23 protein-coding genes are annotated in these 22,539 nt (G+C 61.0%); 14 read left to right on the top strand and 9 right to left on the bottom strand.

The genetic code is table 11. The features are described 5' to 3' along the window. Window positions 1-159: 159 nt before the first annotated feature. The 4 genes from AB1E33_RS09970 to AB1E33_RS09955 are packed head-to-tail and all read left to right on the top strand — an operon-like array spanning window position 160 to window position 3,401. Window positions 160-1,647, top strand: a complete 1,488-nt coding sequence (locus AB1E33_RS09970) for an FAD-binding oxidoreductase (protein ID WP_372577112.1) — start codon at window positions 160-162, stop codon at window positions 1,645-1,647. Continuing rightward, window positions 1,644-2,051: a hypothetical protein gene (locus AB1E33_RS09965; protein ID WP_372577111.1), complete on the top strand. Its 408-nt coding sequence runs from the start codon at window positions 1,644-1,646 to the stop codon at window positions 2,049-2,051. Before AB1E33_RS09970 ends, AB1E33_RS09965 begins: the two co-directional genes overlap by 4 nt. After that, a complete protein-coding gene (locus tag AB1E33_RS09960; RefSeq protein WP_372577110.1) occupies window positions 2,048-3,100 on the top strand; it encodes a hypothetical protein in 1,053 nt (350 codons plus the stop codon). Before AB1E33_RS09965 ends, AB1E33_RS09960 begins: the two co-directional genes overlap by 4 nt. Beyond that, complete coding sequence (locus AB1E33_RS09955) at window positions 3,090-3,401, top strand: hypothetical protein (RefSeq protein ID WP_372577109.1); 312 nt, start codon at window positions 3,090-3,092, stop codon at window positions 3,399-3,401. The genes AB1E33_RS09960 and AB1E33_RS09955 overlap by 11 nt, the downstream gene beginning before the upstream one ends. Here AB1E33_RS09955 and AB1E33_RS09950 read toward each other — a convergent pair. Next, window positions 3,398-4,333: a DMT family transporter gene (locus AB1E33_RS09950; protein WP_372577108.1), complete on the bottom strand. Its 936-nt coding sequence runs from the start codon at window positions 4,331-4,333 to the stop codon at window positions 3,398-3,400. The two genes, AB1E33_RS09955 and AB1E33_RS09950, sit on opposite strands and share 4 nt — an antisense overlap. A gap of 172 nt (window positions 4,334-4,505) precedes the next feature. On the opposite strand from AB1E33_RS09950, the gene AB1E33_RS09945 reads away from it, so the two are divergent. Both AB1E33_RS09945 and AB1E33_RS09940 read left to right on the top strand, forming a co-directional pair. Next, the gene (locus AB1E33_RS09945; protein ID WP_372577107.1) at window positions 4,506-5,264 is read left to right on the top strand and encodes a hydroxypyruvate isomerase family protein; all 759 of its coding nucleotides are present in this window, start codon (window positions 4,506-4,508) and stop codon (window positions 5,262-5,264) included. A 7-nt stretch (window positions 5,265-5,271) separates the two neighbouring features. After that, complete coding sequence (locus tag AB1E33_RS09940) at window positions 5,272-5,499, top strand: DUF2798 domain-containing protein (protein WP_372577106.1); 228 nt, start codon at window positions 5,272-5,274, stop codon at window positions 5,497-5,499. A gap of 3 nt (window positions 5,500-5,502) precedes the next feature. Here AB1E33_RS09940 and polA read toward each other — a convergent pair whose 3' ends face one another. The 3 genes from polA to AB1E33_RS09925 all read right to left on the bottom strand — a co-directional run bounded on the left by polA (window position 5,503) and on the right by AB1E33_RS09925 (window position 9,254). Next, on the bottom strand, window positions 5,503-8,301 hold the full coding sequence (gene polA, locus AB1E33_RS09935; RefSeq protein ID WP_372577105.1) for a DNA polymerase I: 2,799 nt from the start codon (window positions 8,299-8,301) through the stop codon (window positions 5,503-5,505). A gap of 88 nt (window positions 8,302-8,389) precedes the next feature. Beyond that, window positions 8,390-9,055: a YrbL family protein gene (locus tag AB1E33_RS09930; protein WP_372577104.1), complete on the bottom strand. Its 666-nt coding sequence runs from the start codon at window positions 9,053-9,055 to the stop codon at window positions 8,390-8,392. A 19-nt stretch (window positions 9,056-9,074) separates the two neighbouring features. After that, window positions 9,075-9,254 (bottom strand): zinc-finger domain-containing protein, encoded by a 180-nt coding sequence (locus tag AB1E33_RS09925; protein ID WP_372577103.1) that lies wholly within the window; start codon window positions 9,252-9,254, stop codon window positions 9,075-9,077. A 90-nt stretch (window positions 9,255-9,344) separates the two neighbouring features. Between AB1E33_RS09925 and AB1E33_RS09920 the strand changes: the two genes are divergently transcribed. Continuing rightward, window positions 9,345-10,274, top strand: a complete 930-nt coding sequence (locus AB1E33_RS09920; RefSeq protein WP_372577102.1) for an ABC transporter ATP-binding protein — start codon at window positions 9,345-9,347, stop codon at window positions 10,272-10,274. A gap of 6 nt (window positions 10,275-10,280) precedes the next feature. Here AB1E33_RS09920 and AB1E33_RS09915 read toward each other — a convergent pair whose 3' ends face one another. Then, window positions 10,281-10,751, bottom strand: coding sequence for a DUF1203 domain-containing protein (locus tag AB1E33_RS09915; RefSeq protein WP_372577101.1), 471 nt, complete (start codon window positions 10,749-10,751; stop codon window positions 10,281-10,283). Between the two features lie 129 nt (window positions 10,752-10,880). On the opposite strand from AB1E33_RS09915, the gene AB1E33_RS09910 reads away from it, so the two are divergent. From AB1E33_RS09910 to AB1E33_RS09885, 6 genes are all read left to right on the top strand, one after another. Further along, window positions 10,881-11,129 carry a hypothetical protein gene (locus AB1E33_RS09910; protein WP_372577100.1) on the top strand — a complete coding sequence of 83 codons (249 nt, stop codon included), beginning with the start codon at window positions 10,881-10,883 and terminating at the stop codon, window positions 11,127-11,129. Then, window positions 11,126-11,536, top strand: a complete 411-nt coding sequence (locus AB1E33_RS09905) for a hypothetical protein (RefSeq protein WP_372577099.1) — start codon at window positions 11,126-11,128, stop codon at window positions 11,534-11,536. The genes AB1E33_RS09910 and AB1E33_RS09905 overlap by 4 nt, the downstream gene beginning before the upstream one ends. A 105-nt stretch (window positions 11,537-11,641) precedes the next feature. Then, complete coding sequence (gene gpmI / locus AB1E33_RS09900; RefSeq protein ID WP_372577098.1) at window positions 11,642-13,159, top strand: 2,3-bisphosphoglycerate-independent phosphoglycerate mutase; 1,518 nt, start codon at window positions 11,642-11,644, stop codon at window positions 13,157-13,159. Continuing rightward, window positions 13,156-14,289, top strand: coding sequence for a murein hydrolase activator EnvC family protein (locus AB1E33_RS09895; protein WP_372577097.1), 1,134 nt, complete (start codon window positions 13,156-13,158; stop codon window positions 14,287-14,289). Before gpmI ends, AB1E33_RS09895 begins: the two co-directional genes overlap by 4 nt. Before the next feature lie 6 nt (window positions 14,290-14,295). Continuing rightward, window positions 14,296-15,624 carry a S41 family peptidase gene (locus tag AB1E33_RS09890; RefSeq protein WP_372577096.1) on the top strand — a complete coding sequence of 443 codons (1,329 nt, stop codon included), beginning with the start codon at window positions 14,296-14,298 and terminating at the stop codon, window positions 15,622-15,624. 160 nt (window positions 15,625-15,784) lie between these two features. After that, window positions 15,785-17,431: a tetratricopeptide repeat protein gene (locus AB1E33_RS09885; RefSeq protein WP_372577095.1), complete on the top strand. Its 1,647-nt coding sequence runs from the start codon at window positions 15,785-15,787 to the stop codon at window positions 17,429-17,431. A gap of 192 nt (window positions 17,432-17,623) precedes the next feature. On the opposite strand, the gene zapE is transcribed toward AB1E33_RS09885, so the two are convergent. Continuing rightward, window positions 17,624-18,682: a cell division protein ZapE gene (gene zapE / locus AB1E33_RS09880; protein WP_372577094.1), complete on the bottom strand. Its 1,059-nt coding sequence runs from the start codon at window positions 18,680-18,682 to the stop codon at window positions 17,624-17,626. 136 nt (window positions 18,683-18,818) lie between these two features. Here zapE and AB1E33_RS09875 point away from each other — a divergent pair, with 136 nt between their 5' ends. Next, on the top strand, window positions 18,819-20,060 hold the full coding sequence (locus AB1E33_RS09875; protein WP_372577093.1) for an MFS transporter: 1,242 nt from the start codon (window positions 18,819-18,821) through the stop codon (window positions 20,058-20,060). Here AB1E33_RS09875 and AB1E33_RS09870 read toward each other — a convergent pair whose 3' ends face one another. From AB1E33_RS09870 to AB1E33_RS09860, 3 genes are read right to left on the bottom strand one after another with little or no spacing between them, the layout of a single operon-like run. Next, a complete protein-coding gene (locus AB1E33_RS09870) occupies window positions 20,061-20,993 on the bottom strand; it encodes an alpha/beta hydrolase (RefSeq protein ID WP_372577092.1) in 933 nt (310 codons plus the stop codon). Further along, entirely contained in the window at window positions 20,990-21,904 is a 915-nt protein-coding gene (locus tag AB1E33_RS09865; protein ID WP_372577091.1) for an ornithine cyclodeaminase family protein, read from the bottom strand. Before AB1E33_RS09865 ends, AB1E33_RS09870 begins: the two co-directional genes overlap by 4 nt. After that, window positions 21,901-22,521: an HAD-IA family hydrolase gene (locus AB1E33_RS09860; protein ID WP_372577090.1), complete on the bottom strand. Its 621-nt coding sequence runs from the start codon at window positions 22,519-22,521 to the stop codon at window positions 21,901-21,903. Before AB1E33_RS09860 ends, AB1E33_RS09865 begins: the two co-directional genes overlap by 4 nt. Window positions 22,522-22,539 lie beyond the last annotated feature (18 nt).

Raw genomic sequence — 22,539 nt, 5'->3', positions numbered from 1 at the left:
AAGGCTCTGCCAGGTCGGCGCTCTTGTGTCAGAGCGGTGGAATTCATGACCTAGCGCTCTTGTCCGGTCGGCGCATATTGTCGGATATGATAGGGCTGTGATCGAAACAGACGTTTCTTCGGTCCGGGTTGTCGGTTGCGATTGCAAGGCGGAGGTTCGATGAAGAAGTTTGCGCGACGCGCGTTCCTTGTGGGCGCGGGCGGTGTGGCAGGCTGGGTCGCGGCAGAGCGGTTCGGTGCAAAGCAGCCGGTTTATGCCGGGGCGAAACGTATCGTGCCTGCCTCGGGGGAGGGTGTGCTCAACGATGCCAGCGGGCTGTCGGCGACCCCGATCCATAAGCATATCGTCATCGGCGAAGACCCCGGCGACATGCTGGTGCAGGCTCTCCGAACCCAGATGCGAATGGCGCGCCAGGACGGGCGCGCCTTCAATGTTGGCGCGGCGCGGCACTCGATGGGGGGGCAGGCCATTCCACGCGACGGGATTGCGGTCACGTTCGAGAACAACCAGATTGAACCGGATGTCAATGCGGGCCTGTTCCGCGCCCATGCCGGCGCGCGCTGGTCCGATGTCATCGCAGCCCTCGATCCGATCGGTTATTCGCCCAAGGTCATGCAATCGAACAACGATTTCGGGGTGGCAGCGACCTATAGCGTGAACGCCCATGGCTGGCCGGTGCCCTTTGGTCCGATGGGTTCGACGGTCCGCTCGCTCAGGATGATCCTGCCTTCGGGTGATCTTGTCACCTGTTCGCGCAGCGAGAACGCCGATCTCTTTGGCCATGCGATGGGCGGCTATGGCCTGATCGGTGCGATTGTCGACATGGATATCGAAATGGAGCGCAATGCGCGGCTCTATCCGCTTTATGAGGTCATGCCTGCGGATGAATTCAGCAGGGCGTTTGAGGCAGCGCTTGCAGACCCCGAGGTCATGATGGCCTATGGTCGATTGAACGTGCAGCGCGCGGTGTTTTTTGAAGAGGCGCTGCTGGTCACCTACCGCAAAGCCGACGATCAGCAAGACCTGCCACCCGCTACCGGTTCGGGTTGGATGTCACATCTGGCAAGCCGGATCTACCGCGCCCAGCTTGGCAGCGAGCCGATGAAGGATTTCCGCTGGTGGAATGAAACAACAATCGGCCCCAGCCTGAGCACAGGCGACGTGACCCGCAACAGCCTGATGAACGAACCGGTTGTGACGCTGGATGACCGCAACCCGGACCGCACCGATATACTGCATGAGTATTTCATGGGCTTCGACCGGTTCAACGATTTCCTGATCGCCTGCCGTGAGGTGATCCCGGCCTCGTACCAGGAATTCCTCAACGTAACCCTGCGGTATGTGGCGACTGACACCGAAAGCACGTTGTCTTATGCGACGGTGCCACGGATTGCGGCGGTCATGTCTTTCTCTCAAGAACTGACCGAGCGGGCCGAGGCCGACATGGCGCGGATGACCGAGGCGTTGATCGACCGGATCGTGGACATCGGCGGCAGCTATTATCTGCCATATCGCCCGCATGCGCGGCTCGATCAACTGGTTGCGGCATATCCGCAGGCCCCGGCATTCACCGCGGACAAGCGCAGACTGGACCCCGATCTGGTGTTGCGGAACAACTTTTGGGACAGGTATCTGAGCAAGCTATGAGCAAACTCCAGAAAATCGCGATCTTCTATTTTGTTGCGCTGATGATCGCGGCCTCGATCAACTACATTCCCGGTCTGACCGATGAGAACGGGTTGGCCTTTGGTATCTTCGCGCTGGATTTCTACGATGATGCGCTGCACGTGGCCTCGGCGCTGTGGGCGCTTGTTGCGGGTTTGATGTCGCGCAATGCGGCGCGGATGTTCCTTGTTCTGTTTGGCGCGGCTTATCTGGGCGACGGTATATTCGGAATATTCACCGGGTTCGGGTTTCTGGATATGGGGATTTTCACCAACGCTTCGCTCGGCATGGATCTGTCGCTTGGGCGTTTTCTGGCGAACCTACCGCATCTGGCCCTTGGCGGTTTCGGACTTTATGCCGGGCTCTTCATCGAGCGTCGCGCATGAGGGTTCTCTGGCGCTGGGTTGGACGTCTGTTCTTGGTTCTTGCTCTGCTTGGCGTCGTGCTGGTGGCACCGGTCATATATGTCGAGGTGCGCTGTCAGGGCGATCCGATCGCCCAGGACTATGCCGCGCTGCTGCCACCTGAACACCACCGGGCGGAATCGCGCACGTTCATGACCTATCCGGAATGGCACATCGTTCACGCCTATGACGATTACGGCAAGGTGATCAGCACCGGTGATCCGCACGACTATGGCTATCTGCGCAGCATCGGAGCGTTCTGGTCCTCGCTCTGTCACCTGTCCGAACGATCCGCTGCGCATGGCGGCATCGACGGGTCGACCAAACAGATGGTCTATGTGATCGGGTCGAGCTTCACGCTCGAACTGATGATGAAGGCCGCGTATGAGGAAACCATCGGACGCGTGGCCACGATGATCCGAGGGTCCGTGAGGACCGAAACGGATGATCTATCGGCGCAGCAGGCGGCGGGGTATGCCCGGTTCCTGCAGCAGATTCCGTGGTACAAATGGGATTTCCGCATGGATTCCGAGGCGTTGGACGCCGTGCAGGGCCAGGGGTTTCGTGACACTGAACGCAAGACGGCGCTTGGCCTCGAATACGCGGCAAAGGCGGCTTATGCGGATGTGATCGCTGCTGCTGTCGAGGGGGTCGGGGCGGATGAGTTGACCCTGCGCATGGTGGTGCGCGGTACCGACCCGATTGGCCTTGCGTCTTACAACGGTGTGGAGCTTGTCGAAAGGCATAGCGAGGGTTTTGTCATCGAAACGCCACGCTATCGCGCGCTCACCACCCTTCTGGTCGATATGGCGGGGGATGGCATCGACTTCGTCGAGATCGCCGGCAATGACGATATCCTTCTCACCGCGATATCGTCACAGACCGAGCATTCCGACGCGCTCTACAGCTTTGCCCGGCAGGGTTACGGGGATTACCGCCATCTGATTGTGGTAAAGGTCACGGATCTGGCCGAACGGCTGCGGCAGTTGAATAGCGATGGCCTCGAACTGGAACATATCCATGACTATTAGGCAGGTTCTGCTCGCCCTGCCACTGCTCGTTTTGGGGTGGCTGCTGACGCTGGTTGCGGTCAGCCTGATGACAGATGCGGCCCCGGCCTATGTCGTGGTGTTGCCGTCTTCTGAGTTCGTGGACCAGTTGGACGCGGACATGTCGGTGCTTGCGGCAGGTTCGGTCACGGTGACGCTTGCCGCAGAAGACCCGCGCGCGGCGATGCGACTCTACCGGGCCGGGGCGCGACTGGTGTTGCCTGCGGGCCTGCCGGGATGCTTGCCCCTGCCCAAGCAAGCGCTGAAACAAGGCCGGGGCTAGGCGGGGCGCTGCCCGCCCTGCGCGAGAACGACCCCAAGTGCCACGATGCCCGCGCCCAGTGCCTGCAACCAGTCCCACCCGGCACCCAGAACCACCATGAGGATCATCACGTAGAAGGGCGCGGTGTTGATGTGAAAGGACGCCACCGTCACACCCAAATTGCTGATCGAGGCGACGAACAACACCTGGCTTAGCCCCAATGCAAGGCATGCATAGATCAGCAGCATGCCCATCTGGCCGGTATCGACAGGTCCAAGCGGCATCAGGTCATGTCCAAGGGCAAAGCCGGTCAGGCAGATCACCGACATTGCGATCAACCCCCCGGCAAGCGTGATCGTGCCACGCCCGATGGTGGACAGATTCGGGAAATCGCGCGCGGTCACCATGCCAGCCCAGGTAAAAAGGATGGTCGCAATCACAGCACATGCGGCACCGACCCCGATCTGGCTGGGCTCCAGCGCGCTGGTCGCAACCACGCCGCCGGTGATCGACGCCGCAACCCCCAGCGCAAATCGCCAGCTCATCCGCCTGGCCTTTGCAAAAAGCTCCAGCACCGCGCCAACCAGTGGCGCGCAGGATGCGATCAGCGCGACGGTGACCGGATCGGTCAGAGATTGCGCCAGCAGCATCAGATAGGTCCCGGCGCCAAAGCCGATGCCTCCGACCCAGCACGCGCGCATCCAATTGGCGTCCAGAACCTGCCGGTGGCCGTCCAGCCAGAGCCAGATCGCGATCATAAGCGACACTGCAACCGCAAAGCGCGCGGTGATCAGGGTAAGCGGCGGCCATGTCTGCAACAGGACCTCGGCCGCAGGAAACCCTGCCGCCCACATCATCATCGATGACATGCCCAGCAGGTTGCCGTTCAGCACAAAGCTGCGCCCCCCGTAACCGGTATCATGGCCACGGACGGGATCGGGTCCGAAAGTCACTCCGCGATCCTTTTGAATGTATGAAGACTTGGGCCGAATCGCCCTGTCCCGATCATCTCAGATCATCCGGCTTCCGCGATCTGGCCTGATTTCGACAAAAGGTCGTTTTTGATCGTTTGGGTCTTGCCGCGTGACCAGTTTGGCGGTTTTGTCTGTCGGACAAAGAGGTCACATGCCCCGATTTGCCGCCAATATCAGCCATCTGTTCCGCGAACTGCCCTATCCCGAGCGGTTTCGCGCGGCGGCAAAGGCGGGGTTCGCAGGGGTCGAGGTTCTTTACCCCTATGAACACCCCGCCAAGGAAACCCATCGCGGGTTGCTGGCCAATGGGCTTGAGCTGGTCCTGATCAATGCACCACCGCCCAACTATACCGGAGGCACGCCGGGTTATGCCGCCATTCCCGGCGGCGAAGAGCGGTTTCGGTCCGATATGCGGCGCACCCTGCGCTTTGCCGGTGAGATCAAGCCGGGCTTCATTCACGTCATGGCCGGGTATGATCTGGGACCGGAGGCATTTGAGACCTTTGTGCAGAACCTGCAATGGCTAGCCGATCAGGCTCCGGCGCAGCGCTTCACTATCGAGCCGCTGAACCCGGTGGCGCAGCCGGGGTACTTTCTGAACGATTACCAACTGGCCGAGGATGTGCTGACGGCGGTCGTGCGAGACAATGTCGGGCTGCAATTCGACAGCTTTCACGCGCAGATGATCCACGCGGATGCGGCGGGTATCTGGGAGCGTTTTGGTGCAAGCGCCTTCCATGCCCAGATCGGCGCCGCGCCGAGTCGCAGCGAACCCGGGCCAGGCCCGATCGATTTCCCGGCGCTTTTTGCGGCGATCGACGCCAGCGGTTATACCGGCTGGGTCAGCGCCGAATACACCCCCTCACGCGCCAATACCGACGAGACGCTGGATTGGATGTCATGGAGTTAAACCGGTCATGATCCCACCCCGTTACACCCATGCTGTAATTTGTCTGATCACTTCCGGGCTGATGTCCTGCATCGTGACCTGTGTGGCCACGATCAAGGCCATCGGTATGGGGCCGCAGACCTTCGGCGACTGGATGGCAGCGTGGAGCCTAAGCTGGCCGATTGCCTTTGTCGTGATCTTGATCGCAGGGCCGCGCATCCGGCAATGGGTAGACAGCAAGACGCGCCGCGACTGAGGCTCAGTGCGCCTCTGCCCAGTTCGCGCCTTGACCTGCATCCACCACAAGCCGCACATCCAGCTTCACTGCCGGGTCCGAGGCACCTTCCATCACGTCGCGGGCCGCCTTGGTGGTTGCGTCCACTGCGTCTTCGGACACTTCGAATAGCAATTCGTCATGCACCTGTAGCAGCATTTTTGCAGGCAGATCGGCGATTGCCGCAGGCATCCGCACCATTGCGCGACGGATCACATCGGCTGCCGTGCCTTGGATCGGCGCGTTGATGGCGGCGCGCTTGGCAAAGCCCGCATGCGGGCCCTTCGCATTGATCTCGGGTGTGTGAATCTTGCGGCCAAAGAGCGTCTGCACATAGCCGTGTTCCTTGGCGAATTTGACCGTTTCATCCATGTAGGTGCGGATGCCGGGGAAACGCTCGAAATACCGGTCGATGAAGCCCTGCGCCTCGGCTCGCGGGATTCGCAGGTTGCGCGCCAGACCAAAGCCCGAAATGCCGTAAATCACCCCGAAATTTATCGCCTTGGCCTGACGGCGTATGTCCGGCGTCATCTCGTCCAGCGGTACGTCGAACATCTCGGACGCGGTCATGGCGTGAATGTCCAACCCGTCGGCAAAGGCCTGTTTCAACGCGTCGATCCCGGCGATATGGGCGAGAATGCGCAGCTCGATCTGGGAATAGTCGAGCGAAAGCAGCACATTGCCCGGCTCGGCCACAAACGCCTCGCGAATGCGGCGGCCTTCTTCGGTGCGCACGGGGATGTTCTGCAGGTTCGGATCGGTCGAGGCCAGGCGGCCCGTGTTGGCCCCGGTGATCGAGTAGGACGTGTGGACCCGCCCGGTATCGGGGTTGATATGGGTTTGCAACGCGTCGGTGTAGGTCGATTTCAGTTTGCTCAACTGCCGCCAATCCAGCACCCGGCGCGGCAGTTCATGTTCGGTGGCGAGGTCTTCGAGGATATCCGCGCCGGTCGAATATTTTCCGGTCTTGCCGCGCTTGCCGCCGGGCAGCGACATCTTGTCGAACAGGATCTCGCCCAGCTGCGCCGGTGAGCCGACATTGAACGTCTCGCCCGCCAATTCGTGGATTTCCGCCTCAAGCCCGGCCATCTTCTGGGCGAATGCGTTGGACATGCGGCTCAAGGTCTCGCGGTCGACCTTGATTCCGTGCATCTCCATCTCGGTCAACACCGGCACCAGCGGACGTTCAAGCGTCTCGTAAACCGTCGTCACCTGCACTTGATGCAATTGCGGTTTGAAGTGCTGCCAGAGACGCAGGGTGATATCCGCGTCTTCGGCCGCGTAAGCGGTGGCGTCGTCGATCGGCACCTTATCGAAGGTGATCGCCGATTTGCCCGACCCCAGCAGCGGTTTGATCGGGATCGGTGTATGGTTGAGATAGCGCTCGCTGAGCGTGTCCATGCCATGCCCGTGCTCACCACCATGCATGGCGTATGACATCAGCATTGTGTCATCGATTGGAGCTACGGTGACGCCATAGCGGGCAAAGATCTTGGCATCATACTTCATGTTCTGCCCGATCTTGAGGATCGAGGGGTCCTCGAGCAGCGGCTTCAGCAGCGCCAGCGCCTCGTCCAGTGGCATCTGTCCCTCGGCCAACGCGTCCGAGCCGAACAGGTCATCGGTGGCACTCGCGCGGTGGGTCAGCGGGATGTAGCAGGCCGTGCCCGGCTCGACACAGAGCGAAATACCGACCAGATCCGCGATCATCTCATTCAGCCCGGTGGTCTCTGTGTCCACTGCGACCCAGCCGCGCTCCCGGATCTGGTCCAGCCAGGGCTGCAGCGCGGCGGCGTCGCGCACGCATTCATAGTTGGAGGCGTCGAAGGGGATGTCTTCCTGCGGTTCGGCCTCGGGCTTGGCGGGCGCATCCTTGATGGTTGGCGGTTCGACACCCAGTTGATCGGCGATCCGTTTGGTGAGGGTGCGGAACTCCATTTCGGCCAGAAACGCCATCAGCGCCTCGGGCTCGGGGTCTTTGACCTCAAGATCGTCGAGGGTGAAATCCAGCGGGGTTGCCTCATCGAGCTGCACCAGCTTTTTGGACAGCTCGATCTGGTCGCGCTTTTCCAGCAGGGTCTGGCGGCGCTTGGGTTGCTTGATCTCTTCGGCCCTGTCCAGCAGCGTTTCCAGATCGCCATATTCGTTGATGAGCAGCGCTGCGGTCTTCACGCCGACCCCCGGCGCGCCCGGCACATTGTCGACGCTGTCGCCCGCCAGCGCCTGCACATCGACGACACGGTCCGGCCCGACGCCGAATTTCTCGAACACGCCATCGCGGTCGATCCGGCGATTCTTCATCGCGTCAAACATCTCGACACCGCCGCCGACCAGTTGCATCAGATCCTTGTCCGAGCTTACGATGGTCACCCGGCCACCGGCGTCGCGCGCCTGAACGGCGAGCGTGGCGATGATGTCGTCAGCTTCAAAACCCTCCAACTCTTTACAGGCGATATTGAAGGCTTCGGTCGCCTGACGGGTCAGGGGCATCTGTGGGCGCAGATCCTCGGGCATCGCCTCGCGATTGGCCTTGTAGAGATCATAGAGATCGTTGCGAAACGTGTGCGAGCCCTTGTCGAAGATCACCGCAACATGGGTCGGTGCGTCGGGGCCTGCGTTATCCTCGACATATTTCTGCAGCATGTTGCAGAAGCCGGCCACAGCCCCGATCGGCAGCCCGTCGGACTTGCGCGTCAGCGGCGGCAGCGCGTGATAAGCGCGAAAAATGAAGGCCGAGCCGTCGATCAGGTGAAGGTGGCAGCCTTTGCCAAAGCTAGAGGTCATCGCGCGTGCCTTTGTCGAAATTCAGGTGTCAGGGGTGTTATCGGGCATTTGCGCATTGGCCGCAATCATTGCCAGAGTGCAGGGCGGCTCAGGGCATTGAAAAGCTGCGGGCAGCCTTGTCCCAGATTAATCCGGTCCGGGTGGCAATATTGCGCATCTGCTTGTGCAGGGACCGGTCGTTCAGTCTGCGGCTCATGCTGCGCAAGGGGATCATGTTGCGTTCACCATAGCCGTCGATCAGAAAGAACCCTTTGACCTCGCCGCGGTTACCATAGACGATATTGGCCTCGTGAATGTCGCGCGCGACGACCTGCAGATGGAACAGCCTGCCGACCATCGCATTGAGGTCCCGCAGCATCTCGTCACTCAACTGGTCATCGTGACAGATCGAGGACAGGTGGGTCGCAAGCTCTCCGGTCTTGCTGGTGATGCGTTCAAAGACCGAACCCGGCCCCAGATCGGTCTGCACCACCCCGAGCGAGCGCGCCAGTGGGGTATGCGCGATCTCTTGCCCGACCTTCAATGCGGTTTTCAACTCGCATTCGATCTCTTTCAGCGTGTTGCGGTGGACGGAATCGGGAAACATCTTCCATGCCAGTCGCTTCGCCCAGGTGTGGTTGGTGTAATGCTCCCTGATCGGTTTGATCTTGATCAGCAGGTCAGGCTCGCCCGGGCAGGCATAGACGGTTCGGTGCCCGCCGCTGGCAACCGGTTCCAGGTCGGACAAATGGAAGAGCTTGGCGGCAAAGAGCATCCGGCCTCCGTCAACTAGGTCAACCTTGCGGGGCGCGGCCCTTCAGGACGTATTTGCAGTCGCAATAGGGGCACTCGACCCAGCCGGTGTCTTCGGGGATCTGCAACCAGACGCGGGGATGCCCCAGAGCGCCTTCGCCACCATCGCAGGAAACGCGGCTGGTCTCGGCGGTTCTGGTTTCCGGCGCGTCTATACTCATCGCTGGCAGTCCTTCTGGTGTTGTCGGCCCGGCGGGCTTGGATTAGGTGCCTTTTATGAGCGATGAGCCAGCAAGGGGCAAGACCGTCAGATGACGCAGGACGCCATTCGGATCGAAGGACTGGTCAAGACCTACAAGGGCGGTCGGGGCATAGCAGACAATCGGGCATTGAATGGCATCGACCTGCAGGTGCCGCGCGGGTCGGTCTTTGGCCTTCTGGGGCCGAACGGCGCCGGGAAATCGACTCTGATCAACATTCTGGCGGGGCTGGTGCTGAAGACATCTGGCAAGGTCACGATCTGGGGTTTCGATCAGGACGCCAATCCGCGCCAGTCGCGCGCTTCGATCGGGGTGATGCCGCAAGAGTTGAACCTCGACCCGTTCTTCGGTCCGCGCGCGGCGCTGGAGGTGCAGGCCGGGCTATACGGCGTACCGAAATCGCAGCGGCGCAGCGACGAGATCCTTGCGCTTGTCGGTCTGAGCGACAAGGCCGAGGCCTATGCCCGCACGCTGTCGGGCGGGATGCGGCGACGGCTGCTCTTGGGCAAGGCGCTGGTGCATCATCCGCATGTGCTGGTGTTGGATGAGCCGACGGCGGGGGTGGATATCGAGTTGCGCCAGATGCTCTGGGCCAATGTGCGCCGTTTGAACCAACAGGGTATGACCATCATCCTGACGACGCACTATCTGGAAGAGGCCGAGGCGATGTGCGACGAGATCGCCATTATCGACCATGGCGCGTTGGTGGCGCGCGACAGCACCGCAAATCTGCTGGGACGCCTTGATGCGCGGTCGATGGTGATCGTGCCCGACGGGCCAATAGCGACCTTGCCACGCGCAGACGGCATCGAGGTGCACATGCGCGAGGACGGCGCATTGGTGCTGAGCTATTTTAGCCGCCGCACCAGCGCCGAACAGGTTCTGGCCGCCGTCCGCGAGGCTGGGATCACGATCCGCGACGTCAAGACCGAGGAAGCTGATCTTGAGGATGTCTTTCTGTCCCTGACCGCCGCGCGCTGATCCGCGCTACGCGTCCCGATCCAGCCGTGCCTGGTAACAATTGTTGCGGGACGAGCGGATGTGGATATAGGCGATCTCGGGTTTAACAAAGATACTGCTGGCCGTCTCCATCAGGGACTCTGCCGGGATGATGGTTCCGGTGCCGTAGACGATCCGATTTTCCATGCCATAACCCTTGATCAGGTAATCGGGTGAGGTGGTGAGCACTTCGGGCAGCGTGCCGGTATCCTGATGCCGTTCGCATTGTGTGGCGCATAGGAAAATCGGCCCGGTTTCGGCATAGGGCTGAACCTCGTCAAATGGCCGATGCGCCAGGATCAGCATTTCGGCACCTGCGGGAATATTGCGCAGGCAGTGACGGCAGGGATTGCCGGTTCCGGTCGAAGTGGCGCGCTCGGGCGGAGTGCCATAGGCGTCGGGCGCGCCCGACTGGTAAGCGCGGACCTGATCGGTGGGCAGGGCGGTAATTCTGGGCATGGTGATCTCCTTCTTCCGACAGTCTGACTGATCCGTGCGGGCCGGGGCGATCCGATTCCTGCGCAATGAAGGTTGCACTCACTTTGTTATCTTGGTACCAAGATAATCTTGTAGCGCTGAGGAGCGAACATGAAAAACATTACGCGGGTGCAGACCGGGCTGCGCCTTGAATCGAGGCTGCTGAAGACGATGAAGGGGCTGGCCGAGTATCTCGATATGTCAGTGGCCGAACTGATCGAGGGCATGGTCCTGCATGCCTTCGAAGGTAAGGCGCCGTTCTCGGAGGCGACTTTGAAGAAGATTACAGCACTCAAGGCGGTCTACGATCTGGACCTGACCGCCGAGGACAGTCACCGACTGACGGAGGATCCGGCATGACGCAGGAAAGATACGATTACGCAGTTATGGCGCACGAAATGGCCACCGGGACGTTGAAGCCCGATGGGTTCACCCACCGCGCCCATCTGGGCGTGGCCTATGAGATTTTGTCACGCCACGAGGTGTTCGAGGCGATGGCGATCTATGCCGGTGGCTTGCGCACTCTGACCGAGGCGGCGGGTGTGCCCGAGAAATTCAACGCAACCGTCACATTCGCCTTTCTCAGCCTGATCGCCGAGCGGATGGCGCAGGCGTCTTATGACAGCGTCGAGGCGTTTCTGACCCAAAACCCGGACCTGCTGAGCAAGGGCTTGCTGGACGGTTACTTTTCATCCGACGCCCTGTCCTCACCGTTGGCACGGCGCGTGCCGCTGCTGCCGGGAACCGGGCGGGCAGGGCTGCATTAAGGCAATTTAATTTGACCATCACGTGCGCGGACGCGACAAAGGCGGTTCACCATGGGGACGCCTGAGGATAGAAGGCAGCAAGAGCAGCTTCCGGAGTTTCAGATCATGTCCGCGCCCAAGCCCGTTGTTTTGTGTATTCTCGATGGCTGGGGCCTGTCCCATGACACCGCCGCCAACGCCCCTTATCTGGCCAGAACCCCCACATTCGATGCGATCATGGCGCAAGACCCGCATGCCCAGCTGATCACCCATGGTCCCGATGTCGGGCTGCCGAGCGGCCAGATGGGCAATTCCGAGGTCGGCCATACCAATATCGGTGCGGGCCGTGTGGTGGCGATGGATCTGGGTCAGATCGACCTGGCCATCGAGGATGGCTCATTTTTCGAGAATGCCGCGCTTCTGGACTTCATCGAGCACATGAGGGCCGCCGGTGGGACCGCCCATCTGATGGGGCTGGTCTCGGCCGGGGGTGTGCACGGCCATATCACCCATATCTTCGCTGCGGTGAAGGCCATCACCGATGCGGGGGTTCCAGTCGCCCTGCATGCCATCACCGACGGGCGCGACGTGGCCCCGAAATCCGCCGACGGGTTTGTGGCAGACTTGCAGGCGCAGCTGCCACCCAACGCGCGCGTTGTCACTGTCTGCGGACGCTACTATGCGATGGATCGCGACAACCGGTGGGAACGGGTCGGACAGGCCTATGCCGCCATGATCCGCGGCGAGGGGCGCAAGGCTTCCAGCGCCACGGATGCGGTCGCTGCGGCTTACACGGCGGGCGAGACCGACGAGTTCATCCTTCCCACAGTCATTGGCGATTATGCAGGCCTGAGCGACGGCGACGGGGTCTTCTGCCTGAACTTCCGCGCCGACCGCGCCCGCGAGATTTTGCGGGCCATCGGCGAGCCGGAATTTTCTGAGTTTGATACTGGCCCTCGCCCGAAGCTCGCGGCGCTGTTGGGCATGGTGGAATATTCCGATGGCCATAACGGCTACATGACAACCGCCTATCCCAAGACCCGGATCGTCAACACTCTGGGGGCCTGGGTTGCCAAACAGGGCCTGCGCCAGTTCCGGTTGGCCGAGACCGAGAAATACCCGCATGTGACTTTCTTCCTCAACGGCGGCAAGGAGGTGCCGGAGGTTGGCGAAGACCGTTTCATGCCGAAATCGCCCAAGGTCGCCACCTATGACCTGCAACCCGAAATGTCGGCGGGCGAGGTCACCGACAAGTTCGTCGAGGCGATCGAGGCGGGCTATGACCTGATCGTCACCAACTATGCCAACCCCGATATGGTCGGTCATACTGGCGATCTGGATGCCGCGATCAAGGCCTGCGAGGCGGTGGATCAGGGACTGGCGCGGGTTGCTGCGGCATTGGCCAAGGCGGGGGGTGCGATGATCGTGACCGCTGACCATGGCAATTGCGAGAGGATGGTCGACCCCGCAACCGGCGGGCCCCATACCGCACATACGCTGAACCCGGTGCCGGTCGCTCTGGTTGGCGGGCCCAAGGGTGCGCGGCTGCGTGACGGGCGGCTCAGCGATCTGGCGCCGACGCTGCTGGCGCTGATGGGATTGGAGCAGCCCGAAGAAATGACCGGCGAGAGCCTGCTGGCATGAGGTGGGCCGGACCCATATTCGGGGTCTTTCTCTGGGCCACAGCGGCCAGCGCCGAAAGCAACCCGTCCGAAGCGGCGCGGTTGGCGTCTCAGATGTTGCAAGATGCGTCGATGGCTCTTGACGAGGCAGACGGCGCCCGCAATCGGGTCAGGGCGCTGACAGCGACGGTGCAGGCCTATGAGGCCGGGCTGGAGGCGATGCGCGACGGGCTGCGCCGGGCAGCGATCCGGGAGGCCGAGCTGACCGCCCGGCTGCAGGCCCGCGAGGACGAGATTTCGGAATTGATCGGCGTGCTGCAGACGATGGAAAGTGCGCCGCCGCCGGTGCTGCTGCTGCACCCGTCCGGCCCTCTGGGCGTGGCGCGGTCGGGCATGATGCTGGCCGAGGTGACGCCGGGGCTCAATCAGCGCGCGCAGACCCTGTCGCAAGATCTGGCAGAGGTCAGCGATCTGCGCAGCATCCAGCAGAACGCACTCGCCACCCTGCAGGAGGGCCTGACTGGCGTGCAAACCGCGCGGTCGGAACTGAGCAAGGCGGTTGCTGATCGCACCGACCTGCCGAAACGCTTTACCGAAGACCCGGTGCGCACCGCGATCCTGATCTCGTCGACCGAGACGCTGGATGCCTTCGCAGGCGGGTTGTCCGAGATCGCAGGCGCGGACATCGCCGCGACCAATGCCGATATCTCGGAACGCAAAGGCGGGATTGAACTTCCGGTGGCGGGTGTGCTGCTACACAGGGCTGGGGAGGCGGATGCGGCGGGGGTCAAGCGGAACGGCATGCTTGTAGCCACCCGCCCCCGGGCGTTGGTCACGACCCCTACGGCGGCGACGATCCGCTATCGTGGACCGCTGTTGGACCTGGGCAATGTGGTCATTCTGGAGCCCCAGCCCGATCTGCTCTTTGTGCTGTCGGGGCTGAACGAGGTCTATGGCGAGTCCGGGCAGGTCATTCCAAGGGGGACGCCCGTGGGTCTGATGGGAGGTGCCGCCCCCGAAACCGGCACGATTTTGTCACTAAGCGGTGATGGCACTGGAACTGACAGGTCGGAAACGCTCTATATAGAAGTCAGAGAGGGCGGCAGCCCGGTGGACCCGGAGACGTGGTTCCAAACCGAGAAGGATGGATAAACCAGCATGAAGAAATTCGTGATTGCGGCCCTGAGCGGCTCATTGGCGGGGATCATCGCCACCTCACAGGTGGCGGGCCCTCTGGTCGCGCAGGAGGCCAAGAAAAATGCCAGCGTCTATGAACAGCTTGATCTGTTCGGCGACATTTTCGAACGTATTCGAATTCAATATGTCGAAGAGGTCGAGGCCGGTGAATTGATCGAGGCGGCCATCGACGGCATGCTCACCTCGCTTGACCCGCATTCCAGCTACCTCTCGCCCAATGATGCCGAACAGATGCGGGTGCAGACCCGGGGCGAGTTCGGCGGTTTGGGCATCGAGGTCACGCAGGAAGAGGGTTTCGTAAAGGTGGTCTCGCCGATGGATGGCACACCCGCCGACGAAGCCGGTGTCGAGGCCGGGGATTTCATCACCCATGTGGATGGCGAAAGCTTGCTGGGCCTGACGCTGGACAAGGCGGTGGACCTGATGCGCGGGCCGGTTGGTTCTGAAATCGTCATCACAGTGGTGCGCGAAGGCGAGCAGGAGCCGTTTGATGTTTCGATCATCCGCGACACGATCAAGCTGACCGCCGTACGGGCACGCACCGAAGGCACCAGCGTCGTGCTGCGGGTCACAACCTTCAACGACCAGACCTTTGCCAATCTCGAAGAGGGCCTGATGGAGCAGGTCGAGGAAGCGGGAGGCATGGACAAGATCAACGGTGTCGTGCTGGACCTGCGCAACAACCCCGGCGGTCTGCTGACGCAGGCGATCAAGGTGTCCGATGCCTTTCTTGAGGAAGGCGAGATCGTCTCGACCCGGGGCCGCAACCCCGAAGATGGCGAGAGGTTCAACGCAGGTGACGGGGATCTGGCAGATGGCAAGCCGATCGTGGTGCTGATCAATGGCGGCTCGGCCTCGGCCTCTGAAATCGTCGCGGGCGCGCTTCAGGATCATCGCCGGGCAATCGTTGTCGGGACAAAGAGTTTTGGCAAAGGCTCGGTACAGACCGTGATGCCGCTGCGTGGTGACGGCGCGATGCGCCTGACCACGGCGCGCTATTACACGCCCTCCGGGCGCTCGATCCAGGCGCTGGGCGTGTCGCCCGACATCATCGTGGAACAGCCACGCCGTGCGCCTGCCGAGGAAGAGGAAGAAAACGACCGTCCCTCGCGCTCTGAGGCCGATCTGCGCGGTAGCCTGAACAATGACAGCCTGACCGAAGACGAAATCCGCCAGATCGAAGAGGATCGCGCCAAGGCCGAGGCGACCGCCGAATTGCGCGAACAGGACTATCAGATGGCCTACGCCATCGACATCCTCAAAGGGTTGTCGGCCTTCGGCAACGAATAAACCGGGGACGACCGCCAGGATAAAATGAGCAAGCCGCGCCAATACATGGTGCGGCTTTTTTTGGTGGCCGAATGCAGCTCAGAACTCGTTCCGACTTGATACTTTATGCACGGAGGCCGATGGCATAGACTGCTGGCGAAGGAAGAGGGGGCCCATTGCGATGGAATACTACGACCTTGGCACGTACTCCCGGCCGGTTTCGACGTCGTCGAGTGAAGCACAATTGTGGTTCGACCGGGGATTGGCTTGGACCTACGCATACAATCACGAAGAAGCGATCGAGTGCTTTCGGAAGGCCTTGGCTGCCGACCCCGGCTGCGCAATGGCGCATTGGGGTATCGCGTATTGCATTGGTCCCAACTACAACAAACCCTGGGAGACCTTTGAGGAAGAAGAAAAGCCCGATTGCATCGACCTTGCCAAGACCTCAATCGAAGCGGCAAACGCGTTGCTGGCCAGTCTGACGCCTGTCGAGCGTGCTCTGATCGATGCAATATCCGCACGCTATCCCGCGACATCGGACGTTCAAGACTTTGGCCCGTGGAACGACGCCTTCGCCGAAAAAATGCGCACAGTTCACGCGACATATCCTGGCGATCTCGATATCTGCGCAGTTTTTGCCGAATCGATCATGAACCGAACGCCGTGGCAGCTTTGGGATCTGCCGACCGGCCAGCCAGCGGAAGGTGCGGATACGCTGGAAGCGATCGCTGTCCTCGACACGGCGTTTGAAACCCTTTCGGGCGCCTGGCAGCATCCGGGGTTGTTGCATATGTATATCCACTTGATGGAGATGTCGCCGCATCCGGAACGCGCGTTGCGGCACGGCGATGCGCTCAGCAGACTGGTGCCCGATGCAGGCCATCTTCTGCACATGCCAACACATGTGGATGTGCTTTGTGGGGACTACATGAATGTCGTGTTGCGGAACGAAGCGGCGATCGTAGCGGATCGGAAGTTTCTAAAGCGCGCAGGCGTAGACAATTTTTACTCAGTCTATCGCTGTCACAATTATCATTTCAAAATCTATGGCGCGATGTTTCTGGGCCAACCCAACGTGGCGCTGGAGGCTGCAGAAGAGTTGATAGCCACGTTACCTTCCAACACACTTCGCCCAATGGCAGACTGGTTCGAAGGCTTCATTCCGATGAAGCAGCATGTCTTAATCCGGTTCGGGCGTTGGCAGGACATTCTCGATCAGGTGTTGCCCGAAGAAGAAGAACTTTACTGCGTCACGCTGGCCATGATGCGCTATGCGCGCACAGTAGCCTTGGCCAACACCCAGCGGACCGCGGAGGCGGAGGCCGAACGGGTGCTGTTCTATCAAGCGCTCGAACGGGTTCCGGAAAGCCGTATGCTGTTCAACAACACCTGTCGCGATATCCTGATGGTCGCAGAGCAGATGATGCTGGGCGAGCTGGCTTACCACCAAGGCGACCATGAGAATGCCTTTGACCATCTGCGCAAATCTGTCGAAATTGATGACAACCTGCCCTATGACGAGCCGTGGGGTTGGATGCAGCCCACGCGCCACGCCTTGGGCGCGCTTCTTTTGGAACAGGGACGGGTCGAGGAAGCAGAGGTAGTGTATCGCGCGGACCTTGGGCTCGATGCGACGCTAAGCCGGGCCTGCCAGCATCCGGGCAACGTTTGGAGCCTGCATGGGTTGCACGAATGCCTCACCCAACGTGGTGAGACGGTAGAAGCGGCACATATCAAGTTACAGCTCGACAAGGCCGTTGCACGCGCGGACGTGCCAATCGTGGCGTCCTGCTATTGTCGGCAGAAAAACCTGGCAGCGGAGTGATTTCCCCGGCCGGAGGGCAGTTGGACACGACGTTTGACTGCCGCTTTTTCTGTATGCCGCGCCTGTCTGTTTAGAACAGTTGTATGGCTGTGCTGCAATTTCTCTTGCCTCTTGTTGCGATGGTTGCCGCACTCCGTGAGAAATTGGGATTACCGGTTGGTTTGAGCTGACAGTACAACCGGGTCACCGCCCTCAGCTTCCCCATTCGACGCTTTGCATCTCATGCAGGCGCGAGGCGGTGCGTTCAAACTCGAATGTGCCCTCACCCTCGACATAGAGCATGTCCGGCGCTGCCGCCGCTGAGCAAATCAGTTTCACCTTCGCTTCATAAAGCGCGTCGATCATGGTGACGAAGCGTTTGGCCTCGTTGAAATTGTTGCGCGAAAGGCGTGGAATGTCCTCCAGCACCAGAACCTTCACGGCATCCGCAACCGCCAGATAGTCGCCTGGCCCCAGCATGTGACCGCATAGATCATAGAATGTCGCCCGCGCCACGCCATTTCGAAAGGCGGGCAGGGTGACCGCGCGGCCTTTGACCTGCAGGGTCAGCGGCTCTGCCTGTCCGCCTGCCAGATCACTCCAGACAGACTGAATTTCTCGCCGTGCCTCGGGGCCGATCGGTGTGAAGTAAACCTGCGAGGCCTCCAGCCGGTTCTGGCGGTAATCGGTCGGGCTGACCATTTCCCAGACCTCCATTCGCTCCTTGATCAAATCGATGAAGGGCAGGAAAAGCTGCCGGTTCAGCCCGTCCTTGTAAAGGTCGTCGGGGATGCGGTTCGAGGTGGTGACAACCACCACTCCTGCGTCGAAGAGGGCTTCAAACAACCGCCCGACGATCATCGCGTCGGTTATGTCCGAGATCTGCATCTCGTCAAAGGCCAGCACCTTGGCCGAAGCGATCACCTTGTCCGCCACCGGCGCCAGCGCGTCCTCGACCCCGTCCTTGCGGGCCTGATGCATCTGGCCGTGGATTTCCTGCATGAAGGCATGGAAATGCACTCGGCGGACCGGGATATCACCCAAAGTCTCGACGAACATGTCCATCAGCATGGATTTTCCTCGCCCGACCCCGCCCCAGAGGTACAGTCCCTTGGGCGGCGGCGGTGCCTTGCGGAAGAGACCTCGTTTGATGGGGGCGGCGAGAGCGGCACGGATGCGTTCGAATTCCGGCAGGACCGCCTCCTGCGCCGCATCGGGTGTCAGGGTGCCGTCAGCGACGCGTTCAGCATAATGGGCGATCAGGTCGGTCATGCCGCAGCCATAGCGCAGCGGGGACGGGGTTGGAAAGCGCGCCCATATCAAATTCCCTGATCGTTGCCCGCAAGACTCCTGATTTGACCGCCGCGAATATCGCCGTAAGCTCGGCCCGCCTGAATTGAGACATCAGATGAACCGTGACACCCGCCTGATCACTCCCGTCCTGATCGTGAGCTGCATCATCGTTACCGTCAGCTTTGCAGTGCGTGCCTCTTTCGGTGTGTTCCAGATTCCGGTTTCCGAAGAGTTCGGCTGGATGCGGACCGAGTTCTCGCTGGCCATCGCAATCCAGAATCTTGCCTGGGGGATCGGGCAGCCGATTTTTGGCGCGATCTCGGAAAAGCTTGGCGACCGGAGGGCCATCGTTCTGGGGGCGCTGCTCTATGCCTTGGGTATGGTGCTGTCGGCGGCCTCGACCACTCCACTGGGGCATCAGCTGAACGCCTGGCTGGTGGGGTTCGGGATTGCGGGCACCGGTCTTGGCACCGTGCTGGGCGTGGTCGGCCGTGCCTCAACGGATGAGCACCGTTCGATGTCGCTGGCGGTTGTCACCGCCGCTGGCAGTCTGGGTCAGGTGATCGGTGCGCCCGCCGCCGAATGGATGATGAGCTTTCTCAGCTGGCAGATGGTGTTTGTGGTCTTTGCCGTCGCGATCCTGTCGCTCGTGCTGACCCTGCCAATGATGCGCGCGCCGGAGCGCGCCAGCAAGCAAGAGGTCGAGGAAAGCCTGAGCGCGATCCTGCGAAAGGCGTTTCGCGATCCGTCTTACACCATGATCTTTCTGGGCTTTTTCAGCTGTGGCTATCAACTGGCCTTCATCACCGCGCACTTCCCGGCCTTTGTGGCTGAGATGTGTGGCCCTATCGAAGTTGGCGGCATATTGCATGGCATCGGCATCACCACAACCTCGGCGCTGGGTGCCGTGGCTCTGTCGCTGGTGGGGCTGGCCAATATTGCCGGAACGCTGGCCGCAGGCTGGGCGGGCAAGCATTTCACCAAGAAGTATCTGCTGGCCGGTATCTATACGGCGCGCACGATCATCGCGGCCGTCTTCATCCTGCTGCCGATCACGCCCAGTTCGGTCATTATCTTCTCGGTGTTGATGGGGTCGCTTTGGCTGGCGACGGTACCACTGACCTCGGGGCTGGTCGCGCATCTTTATGGGCTGCGCTACATGGGCACCCTTTACGGGTTTGTTTTCCTTAGCCATCAGATCGGGGGCTTTCTGGGGGTCTGGCTGGGGGGGAGGATGTACGACATCTATGGCAACTATACGGCCGTCTGGTGGGTGGGCGTCGCCGTGGGCGCGTTCAGCGCCGTAGTACATCTGCCCATCCGCGAGACTCGCATGCCCAGCCCGCAGGCTGCCTGATCAGTTCAGACCTTCGCGCAGCCGTTCGCGCATGATTTCCAGCACCTGATCGGAGTGGGTATAGGTCAGACCGTGGCCTGCGCCCTCGATCATCTCTTCGCGGGCCATGCGGCTCCAGGTGGTGAGCTTGCCCATCGCAGAGATCGGGATGATCTTGTCTTTCTGTCCCCAGATCGCCAGGACAGGCAGCCCGGCCTGATGAATCTCGCGATGCTCGACTTCCAGCTCTTGCATGAGAATGCCGCGCAGGCTGGACAGAACACCGGCGATGAAGCCTTGATAGTTCAGCTCCCGCTGTTGCAGATCGACCATGCCGGGGACCGAGCAGGGCACCGAACGTTCGGCATCGGTTTCCCTCTGATGCTTGTATGGGAAGAGAAGCATCATCAGCCAGTCGCCCAATACTGGCATGTCGCGGATGAACCGGGACAGCCCATCAAGCTTCATCATGATGCCTGCCGGGGCGATCAGGACAAGATGACGGATCTTTGGGGCGTGTTTCGCCGCATAACAGGTGGCAATGGAGCCGCCCATGGAATAGCCGATCAGCGTGATTTCATCGGTGACCTCTTCGACCGCAAGCACCTCTTCCAGCTGCTGCAAGAAGAACTCCGCATCCTGTTCGCCTTTGGGCCGGTCCGAAAAACCCCGTCCATAGAGGTCATAGGTCAGCACCCGATAGCCCATCGCGCCCAGCCCTTCGGTGATGCTATCCCATACGAAAGAGGGTGTGGTCAACCCGTGCACGCACACTGCGACCGGCCCGCGCACGGCACCGCCCCATTTGACATGCGTCAGCCCTTGCGACAATTGCAGGAAATGGCCGGGCGCATCGGCTCTGGCATCGTCATCCATCACCTTGCGCCGCGCCTCGGTATAGTAGGGCAGCGCCACGATCATGGCCAGCAGGATCAGGACGAGAAAAAGGATCATTGGGCCTCCTGCCATTTTTCAAGGATATAGCGGCTGGTCATCAGATCCAGATGCGCACCGCCGCCATTCTTGAACAGCGTGGGTCTGGCGGGGTCGGGGATGAAGGCGCTCAAATCATAGTAGTCGGCCAGCAGGTCGTCGCGGGTTATGACACCCGCATCGAGCGGCGTCTTGATCTCGCCGATATGGCCGACGGTTGTGTCGAAACTGTCCACGTAGACCCGGCTCATGCGCAATGCGTCATCATCCGCCTCGCGCATATCCGCACGATAGGCGCCGATCAGGTTGATATGCTGGCCGGGGCGCAGCCATTCGCCCTTGATGATCGGGTCCGACGACATGGTGGCCGTCACAACGATATCCGCCGAATTTACAGTATCAGGCAGAGACGTGGCGACATCGGCGTATCCGACAGTCTTTGCCAGTTCTTCAGCCTTGGCAGTGGTGCGGTTCCAGATCGACAGGCGCGCCTGCGGGAACCCCGCCGCGAACGACTCGCAGAGCGACTGACCCACAGTGCCAGCTCCGACGATCAGAATGCGTTTGCTGTCGGGATCAGCGAGGCGCAAGGCAGCCAGCAGGCTGTCGCCAGCGGTTTTCCATTTGGTGACCAGATGAAAATCGATAAGCGCCGACAGAGTCCCGTCGCGATCGGCAAACAGGTTGACCGCGCCGTTAATCATCGGCTGGTCCTGATCGGGATTTGCGGGAAAGACGGTCGCGGTTTTCACCGCCATGCCCAGCCCGTCGATCCAGGCGGCGCGTGACAGCAACGTGTCCTGCCCGCGATAGAGGAATGTATCGCCTATCTCGGCCTTGGGCAGGCTGTGCCCGTCCGCCAGCGCCTGGGTCAGTTCGACCCAGTCCAACAACGCTTCGCCCTCGTCAAAGGGGATGATGGGGATGCTCATGCCGCCTGATCCGATGTCACCAGACCATCAGAGACCAGCCGCTCTGCCCAGCCTTGCGGCCCGTCGAAATGGTGCGTTTGCCAGCCGCGCGCCTGTGCGGCTGCGATGTTCTTGGGCATGTCGTCGGTGAACAGAAGCGCCTGTGGTTCGACGCCGCAATCACGCTCGACCCGGGCATAGATATCCTCGCGCGGCTTCACGGTGTTCATATGGCCTGAGATATAACGGCGGTCGAATTCGCTGAGGAACGGATAGACCTGTTCGGCCTGCTCGAAGGTCTGGATGCCGAAATTGGTCAGCGCAAATACCGGCACGCCATTGGCCCGCAAGGCCCGCAGCAGGCGCACGGAATGGGGGATTTCGGGTGCGGCAATCTCGATCCATTTGTCGTGCCACATGCGGATCTCGTCGGCCCATTCGGGGTGCTTGTCGACCCATTCATAAACCGTCTCGGTAAAATGCCCGCCCAGATCGACCAGTTCGTTCATGCCGTGCAGGTCAATCTCTTCGAACATGGCGCGGCGGCGGTCTTCACCGATCACGCTGTCATAATAGCGTTCGGGCTGCCATTCGATCAGCACATTTCCGATGTCATAAATGACGGCCTGCGGTTTCACTGCGCGCGCTCCTTTTGC

It is taken from the genome of Ruegeria hyattellae (assembly GCF_041537925.1).
GTDB lineage: Bacteria > Pseudomonadota > Alphaproteobacteria > Rhodobacterales > Rhodobacteraceae > Ruegeria_C.
The sequence above is the reverse complement of the archived record's forward strand: the minus strand, read 5'-3'. Positions and strand labels throughout refer to the sequence as shown.

Bases quoted from the DNA above. Each gene is read 5' to 3' on its own strand.
- AB1E33_RS09970 (WP_372577112.1), top strand. From the start codon at position 160: ATGAAGAAGTTTGCGCGACGCGCGTTCCTTGTGGGCGCGGGCGGTGTG.
- AB1E33_RS09965 (WP_372577111.1), top strand. From the start codon at position 1,644: ATGAGCAAACTCCAGAAAATCGCGATCTTCTATTTTGTTGCGCTGATG.
- AB1E33_RS09960 (WP_372577110.1), top strand. From the start codon at position 2,048: ATGAGGGTTCTCTGGCGCTGGGTTGGACGTCTGTTCTTGGTTCTTGCT.
- AB1E33_RS09955 (WP_372577109.1), top strand. From the start codon at position 3,090: ATGACTATTAGGCAGGTTCTGCTCGCCCTGCCACTGCTCGTTTTGGGG.
- AB1E33_RS09945 (WP_372577107.1), top strand. From the start codon at position 4,506: ATGCCCCGATTTGCCGCCAATATCAGCCATCTGTTCCGCGAACTGCCC.
- AB1E33_RS09940 (WP_372577106.1), top strand. From the start codon at position 5,272: ATGATCCCACCCCGTTACACCCATGCTGTAATTTGTCTGATCACTTCC.
- polA (WP_372577105.1), bottom strand. From the start codon at position 8,301: ATGACCTCTAGCTTTGGCAAAGGCTGCCACCTTCACCTGATCGACGGC.
- AB1E33_RS09930 (WP_372577104.1), bottom strand. From the start codon at position 9,055: ATGCTCTTTGCCGCCAAGCTCTTCCATTTGTCCGACCTGGAACCGGTT.
- AB1E33_RS09925 (WP_372577103.1), bottom strand. From the start codon at position 9,254: ATGAGTATAGACGCGCCGGAAACCAGAACCGCCGAGACCAGCCGCGTT.
- AB1E33_RS09920 (WP_372577102.1), top strand. From the start codon at position 9,345: ATGACGCAGGACGCCATTCGGATCGAAGGACTGGTCAAGACCTACAAG.
- AB1E33_RS09915 (WP_372577101.1), bottom strand. From the start codon at position 10,751: ATGCCCAGAATTACCGCCCTGCCCACCGATCAGGTCCGCGCTTACCAG.
- AB1E33_RS09910 (WP_372577100.1), top strand. From the start codon at position 10,881: ATGAAAAACATTACGCGGGTGCAGACCGGGCTGCGCCTTGAATCGAGG.
- AB1E33_RS09905 (WP_372577099.1), top strand. From the start codon at position 11,126: ATGACGCAGGAAAGATACGATTACGCAGTTATGGCGCACGAAATGGCC.
- gpmI (WP_372577098.1), top strand. From the start codon at position 11,642: ATGTCCGCGCCCAAGCCCGTTGTTTTGTGTATTCTCGATGGCTGGGGC.
- AB1E33_RS09895 (WP_372577097.1), top strand. From the start codon at position 13,156: ATGAGGTGGGCCGGACCCATATTCGGGGTCTTTCTCTGGGCCACAGCG.
- AB1E33_RS09890 (WP_372577096.1), top strand. From the start codon at position 14,296: ATGAAGAAATTCGTGATTGCGGCCCTGAGCGGCTCATTGGCGGGGATC.
- AB1E33_RS09885 (WP_372577095.1), top strand. From the start codon at position 15,785: ATGGAATACTACGACCTTGGCACGTACTCCCGGCCGGTTTCGACGTCG.
- zapE (WP_372577094.1), bottom strand. From the start codon at position 18,682: ATGACCGACCTGATCGCCCATTATGCTGAACGCGTCGCTGACGGCACC.
- AB1E33_RS09875 (WP_372577093.1), top strand. From the start codon at position 18,819: ATGAACCGTGACACCCGCCTGATCACTCCCGTCCTGATCGTGAGCTGC.
- AB1E33_RS09870 (WP_372577092.1), bottom strand. From the start codon at position 20,993: ATGATCCTTTTTCTCGTCCTGATCCTGCTGGCCATGATCGTGGCGCTG.
- AB1E33_RS09865 (WP_372577091.1), bottom strand. From the start codon at position 21,904: ATGAGCATCCCCATCATCCCCTTTGACGAGGGCGAAGCGTTGTTGGAC.